Origin of the sequence: Streptomyces sp. NPDC093225 (assembly GCF_044753805.1) — a bacterium.
In the GTDB taxonomy this organism is placed as follows: domain Bacteria; phylum Actinomycetota; class Actinomycetes; order Streptomycetales; family Streptomycetaceae; genus Streptomyces.
This window is the reverse complement of the sequence record NZ_JBIVNX010000038.1, coordinates 39,807-57,766: the sequence shown is the minus strand read 5'-3', so window position 1 is coordinate 57,766 and position 17,960 is coordinate 39,807. Positions and strand designations below refer to the sequence as shown.

Here is a 17,960-nt window from a genome sequence, read left to right as displayed (position 1 = left end):
TCTCGCCGCCTTCTCGCCGCCTTCTCGCCGCCTACTCGACGCCGATGAGCAGCGGTGCGGAGTGCCGGCCGCCGCGGTAGACGGCCGTGTCGACGGCCAGGTGCCGCTCGCGGACGTAGGCCTCCAGGCGCTCGGCGAGGGCGTCGGGCACCTCGGGGCCGAGGACGAGGGTGACGAGTTCGCCGCCGGAGCCGAGCATGCGGGCGAGCACGGCCTCGGCGGTGTCGGGCAGGGCGGTGCCGATGACGGCCACGTCGCCGTCGATCAGGCCGAGCACGTCCCCGGCCTGGCAGAAGCCGGCGGAGGTCAGCGACTCCCGCTCGGCGACCGCGAGTTCTCCGTAGCGGGTGGCGCCGGCGGCGGCGGTCATGGCGACGACGTCCTCGTCGAAGCTGCCGTCCGGGTCGTGCACGGCGAGGGCGGCCAGGCCCTGCACGGCGGACCGGGTGGGGACGACGGCGACCCGGACGCCTTCGGCGCGGGCCCGTTCGGCCGCGGCGGCGGCCGGGCCGCGTGCGGAGGCGTCGCCGGGCAGCAGTACGACCTCGCGGGCGTGCGCGCGGCGCACGGCGTCCAGCAGGGCGGCGGCGGTGGGCGGCTCCCCGGCGGGCGCGAGGACGCTGGTGGCCCCGGCCTCGCGGCAGAGCCCGGCCAGGCCCTCGCCGGGGACGACGGCGACGACCGCGCGCTGGACGCGCTCGGCGCGGGCCCGGGCGCGCTGGTCTCCGAAGTGGGTGATCCGGATGCGGTACGGGCGGCCGGCCTCGACGCCGGCCTCGACGGCGGCACCGGGGTCGTCGACGTGGACGTGGACGTTCCACAGGCCCTCGCCGCCGACCACGACGAGGGAGTCGCCGAGTCCGTCGAGCCGGTCGCGGAGCGCGCCGACCGCCCCCTCGGGGGCGTCGAGGAGGTAGGTCACCTCGTAGCCGGGGCCGTCCTCGCCCTCGTGGGAGCACGGCTCGGGGCCGACGGCCGGGCCGGCGGCCGACCCGGGCGCGGCACCGGGGGCGAGGACGGGGCCGGGCGCGGGGTGCTGCCCGGACAGGGCCTCCCACAGGGCGCCGAGCACGGCGACCACCCCGCAGCCGCCCGCGTCGACGACCCCGGCCCGGCCGAGGACGGCCAGCTGCTCGGGGGTGTGCTCGAGGGCGGCCAGGGCCGCGTCGTAGGCGGCCCGGGCGACGGCGGCGGGGCTGTCGCCGACGGCCCGGACGGCGGTGGCGGCGGCCGCGGCCACGGTCAGCATGGTGCCCTCGACGGGGTGGGCCACGGCCTCGTAGGTGGACTCGGCACCGCGGGCCAGGGCCGCGGCCAGCGACCGGGCGGCGTCCGCCTCGCGGGCCTCGGGCCCGGCGGGGACCTCGGGTGCGGCGGTGGCGACCGAGGTGACGGAGGTGCCGGGGATGCCGGGATCGGCGGCCAGGACGTCGGCCATGCCGCGCAGCAGCTGGGCCAGGATCGTCCCCGAGTTGCCGCGGGCGCCTATGAGCGCGCCGCGGGCGTAGGCCCGTACGCACTCCTGGAGGGACGGCGCCCCCGCGGCGGCGGCGAAGACCTCCTCGACGGCCCCGGCGGCCGCCTCGGCGGTCAGGAGCAGGTTGGTGCCCGTGTCCCCGTCGGCGACCGGGTACACGTTGATCGCGTCGATCTCCTCGCGGGCGCGCCCGAGTGCGCTCACCGCCAGGGAGCTCCAGGTGCGGACCGCATCGGCGTCGAGGGTGTGCGGCACGTGCGGCACCGGGCGTTCCTCCTTGGCGGGCGGGGGTCTGCTCCGCAGGGTAACGAAGCGGGAGGGCGGCGACCCCGGGGGCCGTGGGGGTCGTCGCGGGCTGGGAGGTATAGTTTCCGGGAACGGGAGCCGCCGTTGTATGCTGCTCCGGTTGCCCGATGAAAATCGGGCCGTACCCCCGGCAATCCACCTCAGACTCTCTGATCCGGTGCGCCGGATTTCACTGTAAGTGCATCTGAAGTCTTTGGAGTGACCCGTGGCTGCCAACTGCGACGTCTGCGGCAAGGGGCCGGGCTTCGGCAACAACATCTCGCACTCGCACCGCCGTACGCCCCGTCGCTGGAACCCGAACATCCAGCGTGTGCGTGCCGTGGTCGGTGGGACGCCGAAGCGCCTCAACGCCTGCACCTCGTGCATCAAGGCCGGCAAGGTTTCGCGCTGACGCCTTCACGTCGTAGCGCAGCCTGTCCGGTTGCCCGAAGAGCCGGTCCACCTCGGTGGGCCGGCTCTTCGCTTTGCCGTCCGTAGCGACGGCGCGGGCCCGGTGGGGCCGCGTACTCCGGTACGCGGCCCCACCGGGCCCGTGTGCGTGTGTCCCCCGGCCGCGGTCAGCCGCGCCAGCGCCAGGCGTGGTCCACGGGCCCGATGCCGCCGCCCAGTGCGAAGCCGGCGGCGACGGCCCCGGTGACGTACTCCTTCGCGGCCGTCACGGCCGCGGGGACGTCCAGTCCCTTGGCGAGGCCCGCGGCGACCGCGCTGGCCAGGGTGCAGCCGGTGCCGTGGGTGTGCCGGTTGTCGTGCCGGGGGGCGCGCAGCCACAGCTCGGTGGTGCCGTCGGTGAGCAGGTCGACCGCGTCGTGCCCGGCGCCGAGGTGGCCGCCCTTGATGAGCGCCCAGCGGGGTCCGTACGCGAGGATCGCACCGGCGGCCCGGCGCAGGCCGTCCTCGTCGGTCACGACGACGCCGGTGAGCTGCGCCACTTCGTCGAGGTTGGGCGTGGCGACGGTGGCCGCGGGCAGCAGGAGGGTGCGTACGGCCTCCAGGGCGGACGCGGCGAGCAGCGCGTCGCCGTGCTTGGAGACGCCGACGGGGTCGACCACGGCGGGGGCCGGGGTCGCGGCGATCAGCCGGGCCACGGTCTCGACGAGCTCGGCGGAGGCCAGCATGCCGGTCTTGACCGCCTGGACCCCGATGTCGTCGACGACGGCCCGGTACTGGGCCTCGACGGCCTCGGCGGGCAGCTCCCAGGCGCCGCGCACGCCCAGCGAGTTCTGCGCGGTGACGGCGGTCACCACGCTCATGCCGTGCACGCCGAGGGCGAGCATCGTCTTGAGGTCGGCCTGGATGCCCGCGCCGCCGCCGGAGTCGGACCCGGCGACGGTCAGGCACAGCGGCGGCCGGCCGGCCGTGCCGGGGGGCGCGGGTATCACGTGGCGTCCTCGATCTCGCCGCCGAAGTGGTCCCAGCCGCCGGTGCTGTGCCACGGTGCGCCGTCGACGGTCACCTGGGGCTGGGCGGACGGGTTCTGCACCTCGCCGATGACCTTCCAGCGGGCGGGCAGCTTCACGTCGGGCGGGAAGGTCGCGACGATCGCGTGGTCCTCGCCCCCGGTGAGCACCCACTGCAGCGGGTCGACGCCGACGGCCTGGCCGATGTCGTTCATCTGGGTGGGGATGTCGATGGCGGCCGAGTGCAGGTCGATGCGGACCTTGCTGGCCTCGGCGATGTGCCCGAGGTCGGCGACCAGGCCGTCACTGACGTCGGTCATGGCGGTCGCGCCGAGCCCGGCGGCCGCGGGGCCCGCGTGGTACGGGGGCTCGGGGCGGCGGTGCGCCTCCACGAAGGCGCGGGGGGAGCGGAAGCCGCGGGAGAGGACGGCGTACCCGGCGGCGGACCAGCCCAGCCAGCCGGTGACGGCGACCACGTCGCCGGGCTGGGCGCCGGCGCGGGTGACGGGCTCGTGGTTGCGCAGGTCGCCCAGGGCCGTGATGGCGACCGTGATGGTGTCGCCGCGGACCACGTCGCCGCCGACCACGGCGGCGCCGGCGACCTGGCACTCGTCGCGAATGCCGTCCATGAGCTCGGTGGGCCAGGTGACCGGCAGCTCGGCGGGGACGACCAGGCCCAGCAGCAGGGCGGTGGGCACGGCGCCCATGGCGGCGATGTCGGCCAGGTTCTGGGCGGCGGCCTTGCGGCCGACGTCGTAGGCGGTGGACCAGTCGCGGCGGAAGTGCCGACCCTCGAGGAGGATGTCCGTGCTCGCCACGACGCGCCGGTCGGGCGCGGTGACGACGGCGGCGTCGTCGCCGGGGCCGAGCCGTACCGCCGGGGTGGAGGTGAGCCGGGAGGTGAGCTCTCTGATGAGCCCGAACTCCCCCAGCTCGCCCACGGTGCCCTTCATCGCTGTGCTCCTTCTGGCCCAGTGGGCTTGCGGTCGCGAGCCGTCACTGCACTAGGTACCGTCAACAGATACGTCAACTTCTGTTCTCCGTACGCCCCGCCGAGCGCGGCGCCGTACCCCCGGGTCTCCCCGCGGCACACGGCGACGCGGTACCGTGGCGTCCCTTCTTCCCTGGGGTTCCGCCGTGTCAGGTACGGCGTCTTCCCCCGAAGGTTAGGGGAGATGATCCTCGTGGCCGCCCTGGAGGTTCTGTGGTACAGGCGTACATCCTCATCCAGACCGAGGTGGGCAAGGCGTCGCTGGTCGCCGAGTCCATCGCGAAGATCCCGGGGGTGATCCAGGCGGAGGACGTGACCGGTCCGTACGACGTCATCGTGCGGGCCCAGGCGGACACGGTAGACGAACTGGGTCGCATGGTGGTCGCCAAGGTCCAGCAGGTGGACGGCATCACCCGTACCCTGACCTGCCCGGTCGTCCATCTGTAGCCCCCGTCTAGTCTTGGCCGGTGACGTCGATGCGCCTCCGGCTCCTCATGCTGCCCGTACTGGCCGCCGCCCTGGCCCTTGCGGGCTGCTCGTCGGGTGACGCGCGGGCGGAGGTCACTCCCCCGCCCGCCCCTCCCGCGGACGTGGCGAAGCTGTGTGCGGCGCTGCACGACGCGCTCCCGGAGACGGTGGCCGGCCAGGACCGGGAGGACCCCGAACCCGCGTCCGATCTGACCGCCGCGTGGGGCGGCGCAGCGATCGTACTGCGCTGCGGTGTCCCGAAGCCCGTCGACCTGATTTCCGCCCTCGCGGACACCAGCGCGGGGCAGGTCGAGGTGAACGGCGTGGGCTGGATGATCGGCAAGCGCCGCGAGGACGGTTCGGTCAGGTTCGTCACCGCGTCGCGCCTCGCCTACGTCGAGGTGGTCGTGGACGAGGAGCACGCCACGGACGCCGGGCTGGTCGTCCCCCTGGGTCCCGCCATCGAGAAGACGGTCCCCCAGGGCGTCTCCTCGTACTGACGCCCCCGCCCCTCCTTCACGTACGGCCGCCCGCCGGGAACTCCCGGCGGGCGGCCGTACGGACGTCGGGGGCCGGCTAGCGCAGGCCGGTCGAGCGGCGCATGGCGGCCTGGATCAGGCGGTCCACCAGCTCCGGGTACGAGACCCCGGACTCCTGCCACATCCGCGGGTACATGGAGATGGGGGTGAAGCCGGGCATGGTGTTGATCTCGTTGATGACGAACCGGCCGTCCTCGGTGAGGAAGAAGTCGGCGCGCACCAGGCCCTCGCAGGCGGCGGCCTCGAAGGCCTCGACGGCCAGGCGCTGCACCTCGGCGGTCTCCTCCGCGGTGAGCGGGGCCGGGACCAGACCGGCGGCCGAGTCGATGTACTTGGCCTCGAAGTCGTAGAAGTCGTGGCTGGAGACCGGCGGGATCTCGGCGGGCACGCTGGCGCGCGGGCCGTCCTCGAACTCCAGGACGCCGCACTCGATCTCGCGACCGCGCAGCAGCGCCTCGACGAGGATCTTGGGGTCGTGGCGGCGGGCCTCTTCGAGCGCCTCGTCGAGACCGGAGAGGTCGTCGACCTTGGTGATGCCCACGGACGAGCCGCCGCGGGCGGGCTTGATGAACAGCGGCCAGCCGTGGTCGCCGGCGAAGTCCACGATCTTCTTGCGGGCGGCGGACGGGTCGGCGTCCCACTCGCGCGGCCGGACGACCGTGTACGGGCCGACCTCCAGGCCGAAGGAGACGAAGACGCGCTTCATGTACTCCTTGTCCTGGCCCACGGCCGAGGACAGGACGCCGGAGCCGACGTACGGGATCCCGGAGAGCTCCAGCAGGCCCTGGAGGGTGCCGTCCTCGCCGTACGGGCCGTGCAGCATGGGGAAGACGACGTCGACCTCGCCCAGGGCCTTGGGGACCGCGCCGGGCTCGGTGTAGACGACCTCGCGGCTGGCGGGGTCGACGGGCAGCACGACGCCGCCGTCGGCGGACTCGGCCAGCTCGGCGACGTTCGGCAGCTTGCGGTCGGCGATGGCCATGCGCTCGGGGGCGTCGGCGGTCAGCGCCCAGCGGCCGTCCGTGGTGATGCCGATGGGCAGCACCTCGTACTTGGACCGGTCGATCGCCCGCAGCACCGCGCCCGCGGTGACGACCGAGATGGCGTGCTCCGAGCTGCGGCCGCCGAAGACGACGGCCACGCGCGGCTTGCGGCCCTGCTGCTCAGGGGTCTGGGGGAGGTTCTCGCTGCTCATATCGGCTTGAGCGTACCCGCTCAGACGTCCGGAAAGGAGTCAGCGCCGTTCCGGTTTGGCGCTTCGCCCCATGAGCTCCTTCAGCGCGACCACGGGCGGCTTGCCGTTGTGGACGATGTCGACCACCGTGCCCGTGATGGGCATGTCGACGCCGTGGCGGCGGGCCAGATCGGCCACCGACTCGCAGGACTTGACGCCCTCGGCGGTCTGCCGGGTGACCGCGATGGTCTCCTCCAGCGTCATGCCGCGGCCGAGGTTGGTGCCGAAGGTGTGGTTGCGCGAAAGGGGCGAGGAGCAGGTGGCGACGAGGTCGCCCAGGCCGGCCAGGCCCGAGAAGGTGAGCGGGTCGGCGCCCATCGCCAGGCCGAGCCGGGTGGTTTCGGCCAGGCCGCGGGTGATGAGGGAGCCCTTGGCGTTGTCACCCAGGCCCATGCCGTCGGCGATGCCGACGGCGAGGCCGATGACGTTCTTGACGGCTCCGCCCAGTTCGCAGCCGACGACGTCGGTGTTGGTGTACGGGCGGAAGTACGGGGTGTGGCAGGCGGCCTGGAGGCGGCGGGCCACGGTCTCGTCGGCGCAGGCGACGACGGAGGCGGCGGGCTGCCGGGCGGCGATCTCGCGGGCCAGGTTCGGGCCGGTGACGACCGCGACGCGCTCCGCGGGGACCTTGGCGACCTCCTCGATGACCTCGCTCATCCGCTTGGCGGTGCCGAGTTCGATGCCCTTCATCAGGGAGACGAGGACGGTGTCGGCGGGCAGCAGCGGGGCCCACTCGGCGAGGTTGCCGCGCAGGGTCTGCGAGGGCACGGCCAGGACGGTGAAGTCGGCGCCGCGGGCGGCCTCGGCGGGGTCGGTGGTGGCGCGGACCGCGGCGGGCAGTTCGATGCCGGGGAGGTAGTCCGGGTTGGTGTGCCCGGTGTTGACCGCGTCGGCCAGCTCCTGGCGGCGGCCCCAGAGGGTGACCTCGCAGCCGGCGTCGGCCAGGACCATGCCGAAGGCGGTGCCCCAGGAGCCGGTTCCGAAGACGGCCGCCTTCAGGGGGCGGTCCGGGCGCGCCGGGCCGGTTTCCGTTCCGCTCACTTGGTGCCCTCCCCTGCGGCCTTGCGGCGCTGTTCGGCGCGGGCCTGGCGGTGGTCGTACGGGCGCTCCGGCGCGGGCTCGCCGCGCAGCTCCTGCAGGAGCGCGGTGATGGCCGCCATGATGACCTCGGTGGCCTCCTTGAGGACCTCCGGGGTGGGCTCGCGGTCGTAGAAGTCCGAGAGGTCCACGGGCGGGCCTGCGAGCACCTTGAAGGTCTTGCGGGGGAACAGGTTGACCTTGTTCTCCTTGGCGTAGGGCGGCATCGCCTCGTTGGCGCCCCACTGGGCCACGGGAACGACCGGGGCCTTGGTCATCAGGGCGACCCGGGCGGCGCCGGTCTTGCCGGCCATGGGCCACAGCTCGGGGTCCCGGGTGAGGGTGCCCTCGGGGTAAAAGGCCACGCATTCGCCGCGCTCGATGGCGTCCACGGCGGAGCGGAATGCGTCCAGGGCGTTGGTGGTCTCGCGGTAGACGGGGATCTGGCCGGTGCCACGCAGGATCATGCCGACGAAAGGCGCCTTGAAGAGGGCGGCCTTCGCCAGGAAACGGGGGACCCGTCCGGTGTTGTACTGGAAGTGCGCGTAGGAGAGCGGGTCCAGATAGGAGTTGTGATTGACGGCGGTGATAAACCCGCCGTCTGCGGGAATGTGCTCCATTCCCCGCCAGTCCCGCTTGAACAGCACCACCAGCGGCGGTTTTGCGATGACCGCCGCCAGGCGGTACCAGAAGCCGATTCTGCGGCGGGACACTCGGACACCTTCCTCTAGGACCGGGGCGGGGCTGTGGCACCCGACGGGCCGGACAAGTGTGGCCCCGGGTCCGGTCTCTGTCGAGAACACCGTACGCCCCGCTCGCGGGACCGTACCCCCTGCCCGGCGGACCCGGGGTGACAATGGGGCCGACTCGCGCGCTTTTTCGATGAGGGGGGTCGTGACGAACACCGCCTGGACGCTGGTCGTCCCGCTGAAGCCGCTGGGGGCGGCGAAGAGCAGGCTGGCGGCGGCTGCGGGCCCGGCCCGGCCGGCGCTCGCGCTGGCCTTCGCCCTGGACACCGTGGCGGGGGCGCTGGCCTGCGCGGCGGTGCGGGATGTGGTGGTCGTCACGGACGACGCCGTGGCCGGCGCGCGGCTGGTCGGGCTGGGCGCCCGGGTGGTGCCGGACGCCCCCGCGGCGGGCCTCAACGCGGCGCTGGCGCACGGGGCGCGGGTGGCCCGCGGGGGGCGGCCGGGGGCCGCCGTCGCGGCGATGAACGCGGATCTGCCGGCGCTGCGCCCACCGGAATTGCAACGCGTGCTCGAAAACGCGAGTGCATTTCCCCGGGCATTTCTGGCGGATGCGGCAGGAATCGGAACAACACTGCTTTCCGCCGCGCCGGGCGTGGAATTGGCACCCGCGTTCGGCGGCCCGTCGCGGGCCCGGCATTCGGCCTCGGGGGCGGTGGAAATCGAGCTCGCGGGGGTGGAGAGCGTACGCCGGGACGTGGACACCGGAGCGGATCTGGCGGCGGCCGCGCTGCTGGGGCTGGGGCCGCGCACGGCGCGGCTCTACCGCCCGCCGGTCCGGGTCGCGGACACCGCCGAACGGACTGCCGGGCGCCTATAGGCTGCGGGTATGCAGGCAACCGCGTACACGTACGAACCCGAGACCCGGACCGGCAGCGTGCTGCTGGACGACGGCACCCCGGTGCCCTTCGACGCGCCGGCCTTCGACGCGGGCGGGCTGCGCCTGCTGCGGCCGGGGCAGCGCGTGCGGATCGAGACCGAGGGCGCGGGAACGGGCCTGCGCATCACCCTGGTCACGCTGCAGACCTTCTGAACGGGCCGTTCCCCACGGGCCGTCGGACAGCCCGCCGGGGACGGCGCCTCGCCGCCGCCGCTGCGCTGACCTGCGAAGACACCGCGGGCCGGTTTCCCCACGGGGGAAACCGGCCCGGCGTGCGTGAACCCCGTGGGACGTGTGCGTGCGCGCTGCGCGCGAAGGCGTCGGCGGCCGTCAGCGCTTGCGGGTGGTGGTCTTCTTCGCGGTGGCGGTCTTGCGCGCCGTGGTCTTCTTGGCGGGCGCCTTCTTCGCGACGGCCTTCTTCGCGGGGGCCGTCTTCTTCGCGGTGGTCTTCTTCGCCGCCGTCGTCTTGGCCGCGGTGGCCTTCTTCGCGGCGGCGGCGGTGGTCTTCTTGGCCGCGGCGGTGGTCTTCTTGACCGGCGTGGCCTTCTTCGCCGTGGTCTTCTTCACCGCGGCGGTCTTGGTGGCGGCTACCTTCTTCGCCGGGGCCGCCTTCTTGGCGGTGGTGGCCTTCTTGGCGGCGGCCTTCTTGACGGTCGTGCGGCTGGTGCCGGCGGCGGCCGCCATCAGGCTGCCCTTCGGGGCCTTCTTGACCGCGACCTCGTCGCCCTTCGGGAGCTTCTTGGTCCCGCTGACCAGGTCCTTGAAGCCCTGACCGGCGCGGAAACGCGGCACGGAGGTCTTCTTGACCCGGACGCGCTCACCCGTCTGCGGGTTGCGGGCGTAGCGGGCCGGACGGTCGACCTTCTCGAACGAGCCGAAGCCCGTGACCGAGACCCGGTCGCCCGCGACGACCGCGCGGACCATCGCGTCGAGTACCGCGTCGACAGCGTCCGCGGCCTGCTGGCGGCCGCCGAGCTTGTCGGCAATCGCTTCTACGAGCTGCGCCTTGTTCACGTCTTCCCCTTCGGAGACATTGCCAGAACGAATGTGTTCAAGCTTTTTCGCACGTTAGGCGGATATATACCGCAAATCAAACACGAAACGGGCTAATCACCCTAGTGCCGCAACGATGCGGACCGTTGCGGAGTTCCTTCGCATCAGTCGCCTTCAGGGAATCGACCCTCGTCGAGGTCCTTCATCAACCTGTCCAGGCGCCTTGCCGCATCGGCGAGATCGTGCTTCGCCCCGGCCGTGACGACCAACAGCTTCCGGGTCAGCGCCATCCTTACGCCCTCCGGGACTTGCAGTGTGCGCACCCTTGCGTGTGCTTCTTTCAACCGGTCCGCGACGAGTTCGTAGAGCTCGAGTTGACTGTCGCGTTCCATGCACAGATTGTGCCATCTGGGGCGAGTTGTCGCCTCACAGGGCCTCAACATACGACTGTGCCCCCCGTCGGAGGACGGGGGGCACAGTCGTGGCCGGGCGGCGGATAAGCCCTGATCAGGCCTGAATCGTGCGCGGCTTGAAGGCCGGTCGGACGGTTTCGTACGCCGCGATGTCGGCTTCGTTCTGAAGGGTGAGGGAGATGTCGTCCAGTCCCTCCAGCAGACGCCAGCGGGCGTTCTCGTCGAGCTCGAACTCCGCCTCGATTCCGGCCGCGCGGACCTTGCGGTCGACGAGGTCGACGGTGATTTCGGCGGCGGGGTCGGCCTCGGTCAGCTCCCACAGCGCGTCCACGGTCTCCTGCGGCAGGACGACCGTGAGCAGCCCGTTCTTGAGCGAGTTGCCGCGGAAGATATCGGCGAAGCGGGCCGAGATCACCGTCTTGAACCCGTAGTTCTGCAGCGCCCAGACGGCGTGCTCGCGGGAGGAGCCGGTACCGAAGTCGGGGCCGGCGACCAGGACGGTGGCACCCTGGCGCTCGGGGCGGTTCAGGACGAACTCGGGGTCCTTGCGCCAGGCCTCGAAGAGCCCGTCCTCGAACCCGTCACGGGTGATCTTCTTCAGCCAGTGGGCCGGGATGATCTGGTCGGTGTCGACGTTGCTGCGGCGCAGCGGGACGGCCCGGCCGGTGTGCGTGGTGAAGGCTTCCATGGGTGATCAGACTCCGGCGGGCGTGGGGACGTCGGTCAGGTCGGCGGGCGAGGCCAGGTGGCCCAGGACCGCGGTGGCCGCGGCCACCTGCGGGGAGACCAGGTGCGTACGGCCGCCCTTGCCCTGCCTGCCCTCGAAGTTGCGGTTGGAGGTGGACGCGGAGCGCTCACCGGGGGCCAGTTGGTCGGGGTTCATGCCCAGACACATGGAGCAGCCCGCGTGCCGCCATTCGGCGCCGGCGTCCTTGAAGACCTTGTCCAGGCCCTCCTCGACGGCCTGCAGGGCCACCCGGACGGAGCCCGGGACGACCAGCATCCGTACGCCGTCGGCGACTTTGCGGCCCCCGATGACGTCGGCGACCGCGCGCAGGTCCTCGATGCGGCCGTTGGTGCAGGAACCTACGAAGACCGTGTCGACCTTGATGTCCCGCAGCGGCTGCCCGGCGGTCAACCCCATGTACTCCAGGGCCTTTTCGGCGGCCAGGCGCTCCGAAGCGTCCTCGTACGAAGCCGGGTCGGGGACGCTCGCGGAGAGCGGCGCGCCCTGGCCCGGGTTGGTGCCCCACGTGACGAACGGCGACAGCGACGAGCCGTCGATGACGACCTCGGCGTCGAAGACGGCGTCCTCGTCGGTGCGCAGGGTCTTCCAGTAGGCGACCGCGTCGTCCCAGTCCTGGCCCCGGGGGGCGTGGTCGCGGCCCTGGAGGTAGTCGAAGGTGGTCTGGTCGGGGGCGATCATGCCCGCCCGCGCGCCGGCCTCGATCGACATGTTGCAGATGGTCATCCGCGCCTCCATCGAGAGCTTCTCGACGGCCTCGCCGCGGTACTCCAGGACGTAGCCCTGGCCACCACCGGTGCCGATCTTGGCGATGATCGCCAAGATCAGGTCCTTGGCCGTGACGCCCTCGGCCAGCTCGCCCGTGACCGTGATCGCCATGGTCTTGGGGCGGGCCAGCGGCAGCGTCTGGGTGGCCAGCACGTGCTCGACCTGGCTGGTGCCGATGCCGAAGGCCAGCGCGCCGAAGGCGCCGTGGGTGGAGGTGTGGGAGTCACCGCAGACCACGGTGGTGCCGGGCTGGGTCAGTCCCAGCTGCGGTCCCACCACGTGGACAACGCCCTGCTCGACGTCGCCCAGCGGGTGCAGCCGGACGCCGAACTCCGCGCAGTTCTTGCGGAGCGTCTCCAGCTGGGCCCGGGAGACCGGGTCCGCGATGGGCTTGTCGATGTCGAGCGTGGGGGTGTTGTGGTCCTCGGTCGCGATGGTGAGGTCGAGGCGCCGGACCTTGCGGCCGTTCTGGCGCAGGCCCTCGAAGGCCTGCGGGCTGGTCACCTCGTGCAGCAGGTGAAGATCGATGAAGAGGAGGTCGGGCTCGCCCTCGGCGCGCCGGACGACGTGGTCGTCCCAGACCTTCTCCGCGAGTGTCCTACCCATCGCTTTCCCTCCGGTCGGCGGGTGTGCCGACGCTTCTAGAGATCTTTTCGGGGCCGCGTCCGCCCGTACCCCACAGCCGGGCGGCGGGCTCTGACCCGCTGGTTTCCGGGTCCGCACCTCTAGCCTGGCGGGTTCTCCGGAAAATTGAACTTGCGTTTCACAGTGTGAGACGTGAATATCGTTGCATGGACAACTCTAGCGGCGTCGGCGTTCTCGACAAGGCAGCGCTCGTGCTGAGCGCTCTGGAGTCCGGTCCGGCCACCCTCGCCGGGCTGGTCGCGGCGACAGGGCTCGCACGACCCACGGCACATCGCCTTGCCGTGGCTTTGGAACACCACCGGATGGTGGCGAGGGACATGCAGGGCAGGTTCATCCTCGGCCCGCGGCTGGCGGAGCTCGCCGCCGCTGCCGGCGAGGACCGCCTGCTGGCCACGGCGGGACCGGTACTCACCCACCTCCGTGACGTGACGGGCGAGAGCGCGCAGCTCTACCGCCGTCAGGGAGACATGCGCATCTGCGTGGCGGCCGCGGAGCGGCTGTCCGGCCTTCGGGACACCGTCCCGGTGGGCTCCACGCTCACCATGAAGGCCGGCTCCTCCGCGCAGATCCTCATGGCCTGGGAGGAGCCCGAGCGGCTGCACCGCGGCCTGCAGGGGGCGCGTTTCACGGCGACGGCCCTGTCGGGCGTACGGCGCCGCGGCTGGGCCCAGTCGATCGGCGAGCGGGAGCCGGGCGTGGCCTCGGTCTCCGCGCCGGTGCGGGGCCCCTCGAACCGCGTGGTGGCCGCCGTGTCGGTGTCCGGCCCGATCGAGCGTCTGACCCGGCACCCGGGGCGGATGCACGCGCAGGCCGTCATCGACGCCGCCGCGCGCCTGAGCGAGGCCCTGCGCCGCTCCGGCTGACCCCGGAACCCGTCCCTCCGGCCCGGAGGCGCCCACGGCGCCGCACACGTCCGAACAGGCGCCTCCGAGCCCCCGCTTCACGGCCCCCCGCACCCGCGGGGGGCCTTTTCGCGCCCTCCGGCCGTGACGTGGCGGCGGGTCCGGCGGAAGCGGAAGCGGAACGCGAAAAGACCCTCCGTGAAGATCACGGAGGGTCTTTCCTGTGCGTACCCCCGACCGGATTCGAACCGGCGCTACCGCCTTGAGAGGGCGGCGTGCTAGGCCGCTACACAACGGGGGCTTGCTCTTGTACTGCGCTGGGCTACCAGGACTCGAACCTAGAACAAAGGAACCAGAAACCTTCGTGTTGCCAATTACACCATAGCCCAATGAGGTCTAGACAACCTCAGTACCCCCGACCGGATTCGAACCGGCGCTACCGCCTTGAGAGGGCGGCGTGCTAGGCCGCTACACAACGGGGGCCCTAGCGATCCTGCATCGAGACGTCCGGGTGCGACCCATGGAGATCTCGCGGGAAGGATCTGTACCCCCGACCGGATTCGAACCGGCGCTACCGCCTTGAGAGGGCGGCGTGCTAGGCCGCTACACAACGGGGGCAAAGCACTGCGTCTACCACTTGCACTGCGCTGGGGTACCAGGACTCGAACCTAGAATAAGGGAACCAGAAACCCTCGTGTTGCCAATTACACTATACCCCACCAAAAGTCAACCCCCTGTCGGGGACTTCCTCTTGAGTGGCGCCTCCGTCCGGCCTTTCGGCCCGCTCGGCGGCGCAGAAAGAACATTACCGGAAGGGTGAGCCAGCTCCAAAACGGGTATCCCCGGCCAGCAGGGCGGGTAGCTCGGCGAGCCCCGCGATCCGGTGTACGCCTTCTGGAAGCGCGCCCTCCGCGAGCGCCCCCGCAGCTCCGCAGCGGTCGAGCCAGACGCCCGCGAGGCCGGCGTCCCGGGCCCCCTGCGCGTCGATGTCCAGCCGGTCCCCTACGTACGCCACCGCGCCGGGTGCCAGGCCCAGGGCCTCGCAGGCGGCCCGGAAGGCCCCGGCGTCGGGCTTGCTCACGCCCAGCTCGGCCGCGCACAGCAGCACCTCGAAACGCCCCCGCAGGCCCAGCTCGCGCAGTTTCACGTCCTGGTTGGCCAGGGAGGAGTTGGAGAGCACGCCGTGCCGGTAGCCGGGCGTCAGGGCGTCCAGGGCCGGGACCACGTCGGGGAAGACCGCCCAGGCGGCCCGGTAGTGGGCGACGTACCCGTCGAACCACGCGTCCGCGCCCGGGTCCGTCAGCTCCGGGCGGCCGAGGAAGTCCCGTACCCGGTCCCGGCGCTGGCCCTGGAAGTCGACCTCGCCGGCCGCGAACCGGTCCCAGTGCCGGTCGGTGATCGTGCGCCAGAGCGCCAAGGCCTCGGCGGGCGATCCGAAGGCACCGGCCGCCCCCTCGTCCGCGAGGTGCCGGGCCAGCCCGGCCCGGTCGGCCCCGGTGTAGTCGAAGAGGGTGTCGTCGATGTCCCACAGCACGGCCTCGATCATGCGGCCGAGGCTACTCCCCGGGCCGGCGCCGGGGGCCGTCCCGCGGGAATCCGCCGGGGCCGCCCCCGGGAACGCCGCAGGGGGCGGCGGCCCGGTCGACGGGACGCCGCCCCCTGCGGGGACGTACGGGCGGGCCTCAGCCGGCCAGCCGGGCCAGGGCCGCGTCGATGCGGGCCAGCGACCGCTCCTTGCCCAGGATCTCCAGGGACTCGAACAGCGGCAGGCCGACGGTGCGGCCGGTGACGGCCACGCGGACCGGGGCCTGGGCCTTGCCGAGCTTGAGGCCGTGGGCCTCGCCGGCGGTCAGCACGGCCTGCTTGAGCGACTCCGGGTCGCTCCAGTCGGCGGCGTCCAGGTTGGCGCGGGCGGTGGTCAGCAGGGCCGCCGGCTCACCCTTCATGGCCTTGTCCCAGGACGCGTCGTCGCGCACCGGCTCCTTGAGGAACAGGAAGTCCACGTTGGCGGTGATCTCCGACAGAACGGTCACCCGGGTCTGCGCGTACGGCGCGATGCGCTCCCAGGCGGCGGCGTCGAAGTCCTCGGGGGCCCAGTTGGCATGAGGGGCCGCCAGCCAGGGCGCGCAGGCGTCGGCGAACGCCTTGGGCTCCATCATCCGGATGTGGTCGCCGTTGATCGACTCGCACTTCTTGAGGTCGAAGCGCGCCGGGTTGGCGTTGACGTCCGGGATGTCGAACTTCGCGACCATCTCGTCGATCGTGAAGATGTCCTGGTCCTTGGAGAAGGACCAGCCCAGGAGGGAGAGGTAGTTCAGCAGGCCGGCGGGGAGGAAGCCGCGCTCGCGGTAGAGGTTGAGCGAGGCCTGCGGGTCGCGCTTGGAGAGCTTCTTGTTGCCCTCGCCCATGACGTACGGCAGGTGGCCGAAGGACGGGACGTCCTTGGCGACGCCGAGCTCGATGAGCGCCTTGTAGAGGGCGATCTGCCGCGGGGTGGAGGACAGCAGGTCCTCGCCGCGCAGCACGTGCGTGATCTCCATCAGGGCGTCGTCGACCGGGTTCACCAGCGTGTAGAGCGGCGCGCCGTTGGCCCGGAGGATGCCGTAGTCCGGCACGTTCTCGGGGGTGAAGGTCAGCTCGCCGCGGACCAGGTCGTCGAAGGTGATCGGCTCGTCCGGCATCCGGAAGCGCACGATCGGGGTGCGGCCCTCGGCCTCGTACGCCGCCTTCTGCTCGGCGGTCACGGTGCGGCACGTGCCGTCGTAGCCGGACGGGCGGCCCTCGCGGCGGGCGAGCTCGCGGCGCTCGTCGAGCTCCTCGGTGGTGCAGTAGCAGTGGTAGGCGTAGCCGCCGTCGAGGAGCTTGGCCGCGACGTCCTTGTAGATGTCCATCCGCTGCGACTGGCGGTACGGCTGGTGCGGGCCGCCGACCTCGGGGCCCTCGTCCCAGGTGAAGCCGAGCCACTTCAGCGAGTCGAGGAGCTGCTCGTACGACTCCTCGGAGTCGCGGGCCGCGTCGGTGTCCTCGATGCGGAAGACGAACGTGCCGCCGTGGTGGCGGGCGAACGCCCAGTTGAAGAGGGCCGTGCGGACCAGACCCACGTGGGGGTTGCCGGTCGGGGAGGGACAGAAACGTACGCGGACGTTCGCGTTAGCCACGCTTGATCACCTTGTTGGTGAGAGTGCCGATACCTTCGATGGTGACGGCGACCTCGTCGCCGACGTTGAGCGGGCCGACGCCCGCGGGGGTGCCCGTGAGGACCACGTCGCCGGGGAGCAGCGTCATGGCCTCGGTGATGTGCACGATCAGGTCCTCGATGGGACGGATCATGTCGGCGGTGCGGCCGAGCTGGCGCTGCTCGCCGTTGACCGTGCACTGGATCGTGAGATCGCTCGGGTCCAAGTCGGTCTCGATCCAGGGGCCGAGGGGACAGGCGCTGTCGAAGCCCTTGGCGCGGGCCCACTGCTTCTCGCGCTCCTGGACGTCGCGGGCGGTGACGTCGTTGGCGCAGGTGTAGCCGAGGATCACGTCCTTGACGCGCTCGCGCGGGACCTCGCGGCACATCCGGCCGATGACCACGGCCAGCTCGGCCTCGTGGTGCAGCTCCTGGGAGAAGGAGGGGTACACGATCGGGTCGCCCGAGCCGACCACGGAGGTGGAGGGCTTGAAGAACGCGACCGGGACCTCGGGGACCTCGTTGCCGAGTTCCGCCGCGTGCTCCGCGTAGTTGCGGCCGATGGCCACGACCTTGTTGGGGAGTACGGGCGGCAGCAGACGGACCTTGCTCAGCGGGACCTTCGTGCCCGACAGCTCGAAGTCCGCGAACGGGATGCCCTTGATGATGTCGAGGACGAGCTCGTCGGGAGCGCTGCCCTCGACCGCGCCGAAGGCGACATTGCCGTCGATGGAGAACCTGGCGATGCGCACGGGAAGGTGATGCCCCTCACTGCTCTGGACGGGACCGGGTGGCCCTGGTGTGACCGTCCTGGTGCGGAATCCCGTCACCCCAGGCTATCCCGCGGGGACGGTCCGTCCGCGCGCACGGAACGACGCCGGTGCCGCCGTGGCGCGTACCGGCCACGAGGCCCCGGGTGCGACACCCTGAGCACGGGCCATCTCAGCGCGGGTCCCGTTGGTGTGTGCACAGCACCCTCGCCGGGGTCCTGTGGCGTGTACACCTCCCACCCCGCGTGGGTCGTGTGGTGTGTGGGGGAGGTGCTTGAGGCGTCGTGGCAGGCTGGTCCGGAGGCGGGCCCGGGCCGAGGGTGGCCGCAGGCCAGGCCGAAGGCCCGAAGCCCTCGGGGTGGGCCTGCCGCAGGGCCCGCAGGCCGCTGCGGGTCAAGCGGCGAGGGGACCCACGCACCACGGGACCCACCCGCGAAGCGAGCCCACCCGACACCGGTCCGCACGAACACGCCGTGCACCCCGGATCGGTTTCA

General features: G+C 72.2%; 19 protein-coding genes and 5 tRNA genes. 6 read left to right on the top strand and 18 right to left on the bottom strand.

The window, feature by feature from the left end; all coding sequences use genetic code 11:
- Positions 1 to 31: 31 nt before the first annotated feature.
- Positions 32 to 1,741: a DAK2 domain-containing protein gene (locus ACIQCH_RS28310; protein ID WP_402585407.1), complete on the bottom strand. Its 1,710-nt coding sequence runs from the start codon at positions 1,739 to 1,741 to the stop codon at positions 32 to 34.
- A 247-nt stretch (positions 1,742 to 1,988) separates the two neighbouring features.
- Between ACIQCH_RS28310 and rpmB the strand changes: the two genes are divergently transcribed.
- Positions 1,989 to 2,174, top strand: coding sequence for a 50S ribosomal protein L28 (gene rpmB / locus ACIQCH_RS28305; RefSeq protein ID WP_030195073.1), 186 nt, complete (start codon positions 1,989 to 1,991; stop codon positions 2,172 to 2,174).
- 166 nt (positions 2,175 to 2,340) lie between these two features.
- Here the strand turns inward: rpmB and thiD are convergent, their stop codons facing one another.
- Both thiD and ACIQCH_RS28295 read right to left on the bottom strand, forming a co-directional pair.
- Positions 2,341 to 3,162, bottom strand: a complete 822-nt coding sequence (gene thiD, locus ACIQCH_RS28300) for a bifunctional hydroxymethylpyrimidine kinase/phosphomethylpyrimidine kinase (RefSeq protein ID WP_402585405.1) — start codon at positions 3,160 to 3,162, stop codon at positions 2,341 to 2,343.
- Positions 3,159 to 4,133, bottom strand: a complete 975-nt coding sequence (locus ACIQCH_RS28295; RefSeq protein WP_030195066.1) for a thiamine-phosphate kinase — start codon at positions 4,131 to 4,133, stop codon at positions 3,159 to 3,161. Before ACIQCH_RS28295 ends, thiD begins: the two co-directional genes overlap by 4 nt.
- A 251-nt stretch (positions 4,134 to 4,384) precedes the next feature.
- Here ACIQCH_RS28295 and ACIQCH_RS28290 point away from each other — a divergent pair, with 251 nt between their 5' ends.
- Both ACIQCH_RS28290 and ACIQCH_RS28285 read left to right on the top strand, forming a co-directional pair.
- Positions 4,385 to 4,618, top strand: a complete 234-nt coding sequence (locus ACIQCH_RS28290) for an Lrp/AsnC family transcriptional regulator (protein WP_030195064.1) — start codon at positions 4,385 to 4,387, stop codon at positions 4,616 to 4,618.
- A 29-nt stretch (positions 4,619 to 4,647) separates the two neighbouring features.
- A complete protein-coding gene (locus ACIQCH_RS28285) occupies positions 4,648 to 5,139 on the top strand; it encodes a DUF3515 domain-containing protein (protein WP_402585437.1) in 492 nt (163 codons plus the stop codon).
- 76 nt (positions 5,140 to 5,215) lie between these two features.
- Here ACIQCH_RS28285 and ACIQCH_RS28280 read toward each other — a convergent pair whose 3' ends face one another.
- From ACIQCH_RS28280 to ACIQCH_RS28270, 3 genes are read right to left on the bottom strand one after another with little or no spacing between them, the layout of a single operon-like run.
- Positions 5,216 to 6,373 carry a D-alanine--D-alanine ligase family protein gene (locus ACIQCH_RS28280; RefSeq protein ID WP_402585402.1) on the bottom strand — a complete coding sequence of 386 codons (1,158 nt, stop codon included), beginning with the start codon at positions 6,371 to 6,373 and terminating at the stop codon, positions 5,216 to 5,218.
- A 39-nt stretch (positions 6,374 to 6,412) separates the two neighbouring features.
- Entirely contained in the window at positions 6,413 to 7,453 is a 1,041-nt protein-coding gene (locus tag ACIQCH_RS28275) for an NAD(P)H-dependent glycerol-3-phosphate dehydrogenase (protein ID WP_402585400.1), read from the bottom strand.
- Positions 7,450 to 8,202, bottom strand: coding sequence for a lysophospholipid acyltransferase family protein (locus ACIQCH_RS28270; RefSeq protein ID WP_402585398.1), 753 nt, complete (start codon positions 8,200 to 8,202; stop codon positions 7,450 to 7,452). Before ACIQCH_RS28270 ends, ACIQCH_RS28275 begins: the two co-directional genes overlap by 4 nt.
- 169 nt (positions 8,203 to 8,371) lie before the next feature.
- Here ACIQCH_RS28270 and cofC point away from each other — a divergent pair, with 169 nt between their 5' ends.
- Positions 8,372 to 9,055 (top strand): 2-phospho-L-lactate guanylyltransferase, encoded by a 684-nt coding sequence (cofC, locus tag ACIQCH_RS28265; RefSeq protein ID WP_402585396.1) that lies wholly within the window; start codon positions 8,372 to 8,374, stop codon positions 9,053 to 9,055.
- Between the two features lie 9 nt (positions 9,056 to 9,064).
- A complete protein-coding gene (locus ACIQCH_RS28260) occupies positions 9,065 to 9,268 on the top strand; it encodes a hypothetical protein (protein WP_030195048.1) in 204 nt (67 codons plus the stop codon).
- A 177-nt stretch (positions 9,269 to 9,445) separates the two neighbouring features.
- Here ACIQCH_RS28260 and ACIQCH_RS28255 read toward each other — a convergent pair whose 3' ends face one another.
- From ACIQCH_RS28255 to leuC, 4 genes are all read right to left on the bottom strand, one after another.
- Positions 9,446 to 10,129, bottom strand: a complete 684-nt coding sequence (locus tag ACIQCH_RS28255) for an HU family DNA-binding protein (protein ID WP_402585394.1) — start codon at positions 10,127 to 10,129, stop codon at positions 9,446 to 9,448.
- 143 nt (positions 10,130 to 10,272) lie between these two features.
- Complete coding sequence (locus tag ACIQCH_RS28250; protein ID WP_030195044.1) at positions 10,273 to 10,500, bottom strand: hypothetical protein; 228 nt, start codon at positions 10,498 to 10,500, stop codon at positions 10,273 to 10,275.
- Positions 10,501 to 10,615: 115 nt separating this feature from the next.
- Positions 10,616 to 11,209: a 3-isopropylmalate dehydratase small subunit gene (gene leuD, locus ACIQCH_RS28245; RefSeq protein ID WP_402585392.1), complete on the bottom strand. Its 594-nt coding sequence runs from the start codon at positions 11,207 to 11,209 to the stop codon at positions 10,616 to 10,618.
- Between the two features lie 6 nt (positions 11,210 to 11,215).
- Positions 11,216 to 12,640 (bottom strand): 3-isopropylmalate dehydratase large subunit, encoded by a 1,425-nt coding sequence (leuC, locus tag ACIQCH_RS28240; protein WP_402585390.1) that lies wholly within the window; start codon positions 12,638 to 12,640, stop codon positions 11,216 to 11,218.
- A gap of 185 nt (positions 12,641 to 12,825) precedes the next feature.
- Here leuC and ndgR point away from each other — a divergent pair, with 185 nt between their 5' ends.
- A complete protein-coding gene (ndgR, locus tag ACIQCH_RS28235) occupies positions 12,826 to 13,542 on the top strand; it encodes an IclR family transcriptional regulator NdgR (RefSeq protein WP_026278050.1) in 717 nt (238 codons plus the stop codon).
- A 207-nt stretch (positions 13,543 to 13,749) separates the two neighbouring features.
- Here the strand turns inward: ndgR and ACIQCH_RS28230 are convergent.
- From ACIQCH_RS28230 to ACIQCH_RS28195, 8 genes are all read right to left on the bottom strand, one after another.
- Positions 13,750 to 13,822 (bottom strand) — tRNA-Glu (locus ACIQCH_RS28230).
- A 16-nt stretch (positions 13,823 to 13,838) separates the two neighbouring features.
- A tRNA-Gln gene (locus ACIQCH_RS28225) sits at positions 13,839 to 13,910 on the bottom strand.
- Positions 13,911 to 13,931: 21 nt separating this feature from the next.
- A tRNA-Glu gene (locus tag ACIQCH_RS28220) sits at positions 13,932 to 14,004 on the bottom strand.
- Between the two features lie 62 nt (positions 14,005 to 14,066).
- Positions 14,067 to 14,139 (bottom strand) — tRNA-Glu (locus ACIQCH_RS28215).
- A gap of 29 nt (positions 14,140 to 14,168) precedes the next feature.
- A tRNA-Gln gene (locus ACIQCH_RS28210) sits at positions 14,169 to 14,240 on the bottom strand.
- An 86-nt stretch (positions 14,241 to 14,326) separates the two neighbouring features.
- Positions 14,327 to 15,067 (bottom strand): HAD family hydrolase, encoded by a 741-nt coding sequence (locus ACIQCH_RS28205; protein WP_402585385.1) that lies wholly within the window; start codon positions 15,065 to 15,067, stop codon positions 14,327 to 14,329.
- A gap of 136 nt (positions 15,068 to 15,203) precedes the next feature.
- Positions 15,204 to 16,679: a glutamate--tRNA ligase gene (gene gltX / locus ACIQCH_RS28200; protein ID WP_402585383.1), complete on the bottom strand. Its 1,476-nt coding sequence runs from the start codon at positions 16,677 to 16,679 to the stop codon at positions 15,204 to 15,206.
- A complete protein-coding gene (locus ACIQCH_RS28195) occupies positions 16,672 to 17,448 on the bottom strand; it encodes a fumarylacetoacetate hydrolase family protein (protein ID WP_402585381.1) in 777 nt (258 codons plus the stop codon). The genes gltX and ACIQCH_RS28195 overlap by 8 nt, the downstream gene beginning before the upstream one ends.
- Between the last annotated feature and the right edge of the window lie 512 nt (positions 17,449 to 17,960).

Excerpts from the sequence above, each read along its gene's own strand:
- ACIQCH_RS28295 (WP_030195066.1), bottom strand. The coding sequence starts at position 4,133 with ATGAAGGGCACCGTGGGCGAGCTGGGGGAGTTCGGGCTCATCAGAGAG.
- ACIQCH_RS28285 (WP_402585437.1), top strand. The coding sequence starts at position 4,648 with ATGCGCCTCCGGCTCCTCATGCTGCCCGTACTGGCCGCCGCCCTGGCC.
- ACIQCH_RS28280 (WP_402585402.1), bottom strand. The coding sequence starts at position 6,373 with ATGAGCAGCGAGAACCTCCCCCAGACCCCTGAGCAGCAGGGCCGCAAG.
- cofC (WP_402585396.1), top strand. The coding sequence starts at position 8,372 with ATGAGGGGGGTCGTGACGAACACCGCCTGGACGCTGGTCGTCCCGCTG.
- ACIQCH_RS28260 (WP_030195048.1), top strand. The coding sequence starts at position 9,065 with ATGCAGGCAACCGCGTACACGTACGAACCCGAGACCCGGACCGGCAGC.
- ACIQCH_RS28250 (WP_030195044.1), bottom strand. The coding sequence starts at position 10,500 with ATGGAACGCGACAGTCAACTCGAGCTCTACGAACTCGTCGCGGACCGG.
- leuD (WP_402585392.1), bottom strand. The coding sequence starts at position 11,209 with ATGGAAGCCTTCACCACGCACACCGGCCGGGCCGTCCCGCTGCGCCGC.
- leuC (WP_402585390.1), bottom strand. The coding sequence starts at position 12,640 with ATGGGTAGGACACTCGCGGAGAAGGTCTGGGACGACCACGTCGTCCGG.
- ndgR (WP_026278050.1), top strand. The coding sequence starts at position 12,826 with ATGGACAACTCTAGCGGCGTCGGCGTTCTCGACAAGGCAGCGCTCGTG.
- ACIQCH_RS28205 (WP_402585385.1), bottom strand. The coding sequence starts at position 15,067 with ATGATCGAGGCCGTGCTGTGGGACATCGACGACACCCTCTTCGACTAC.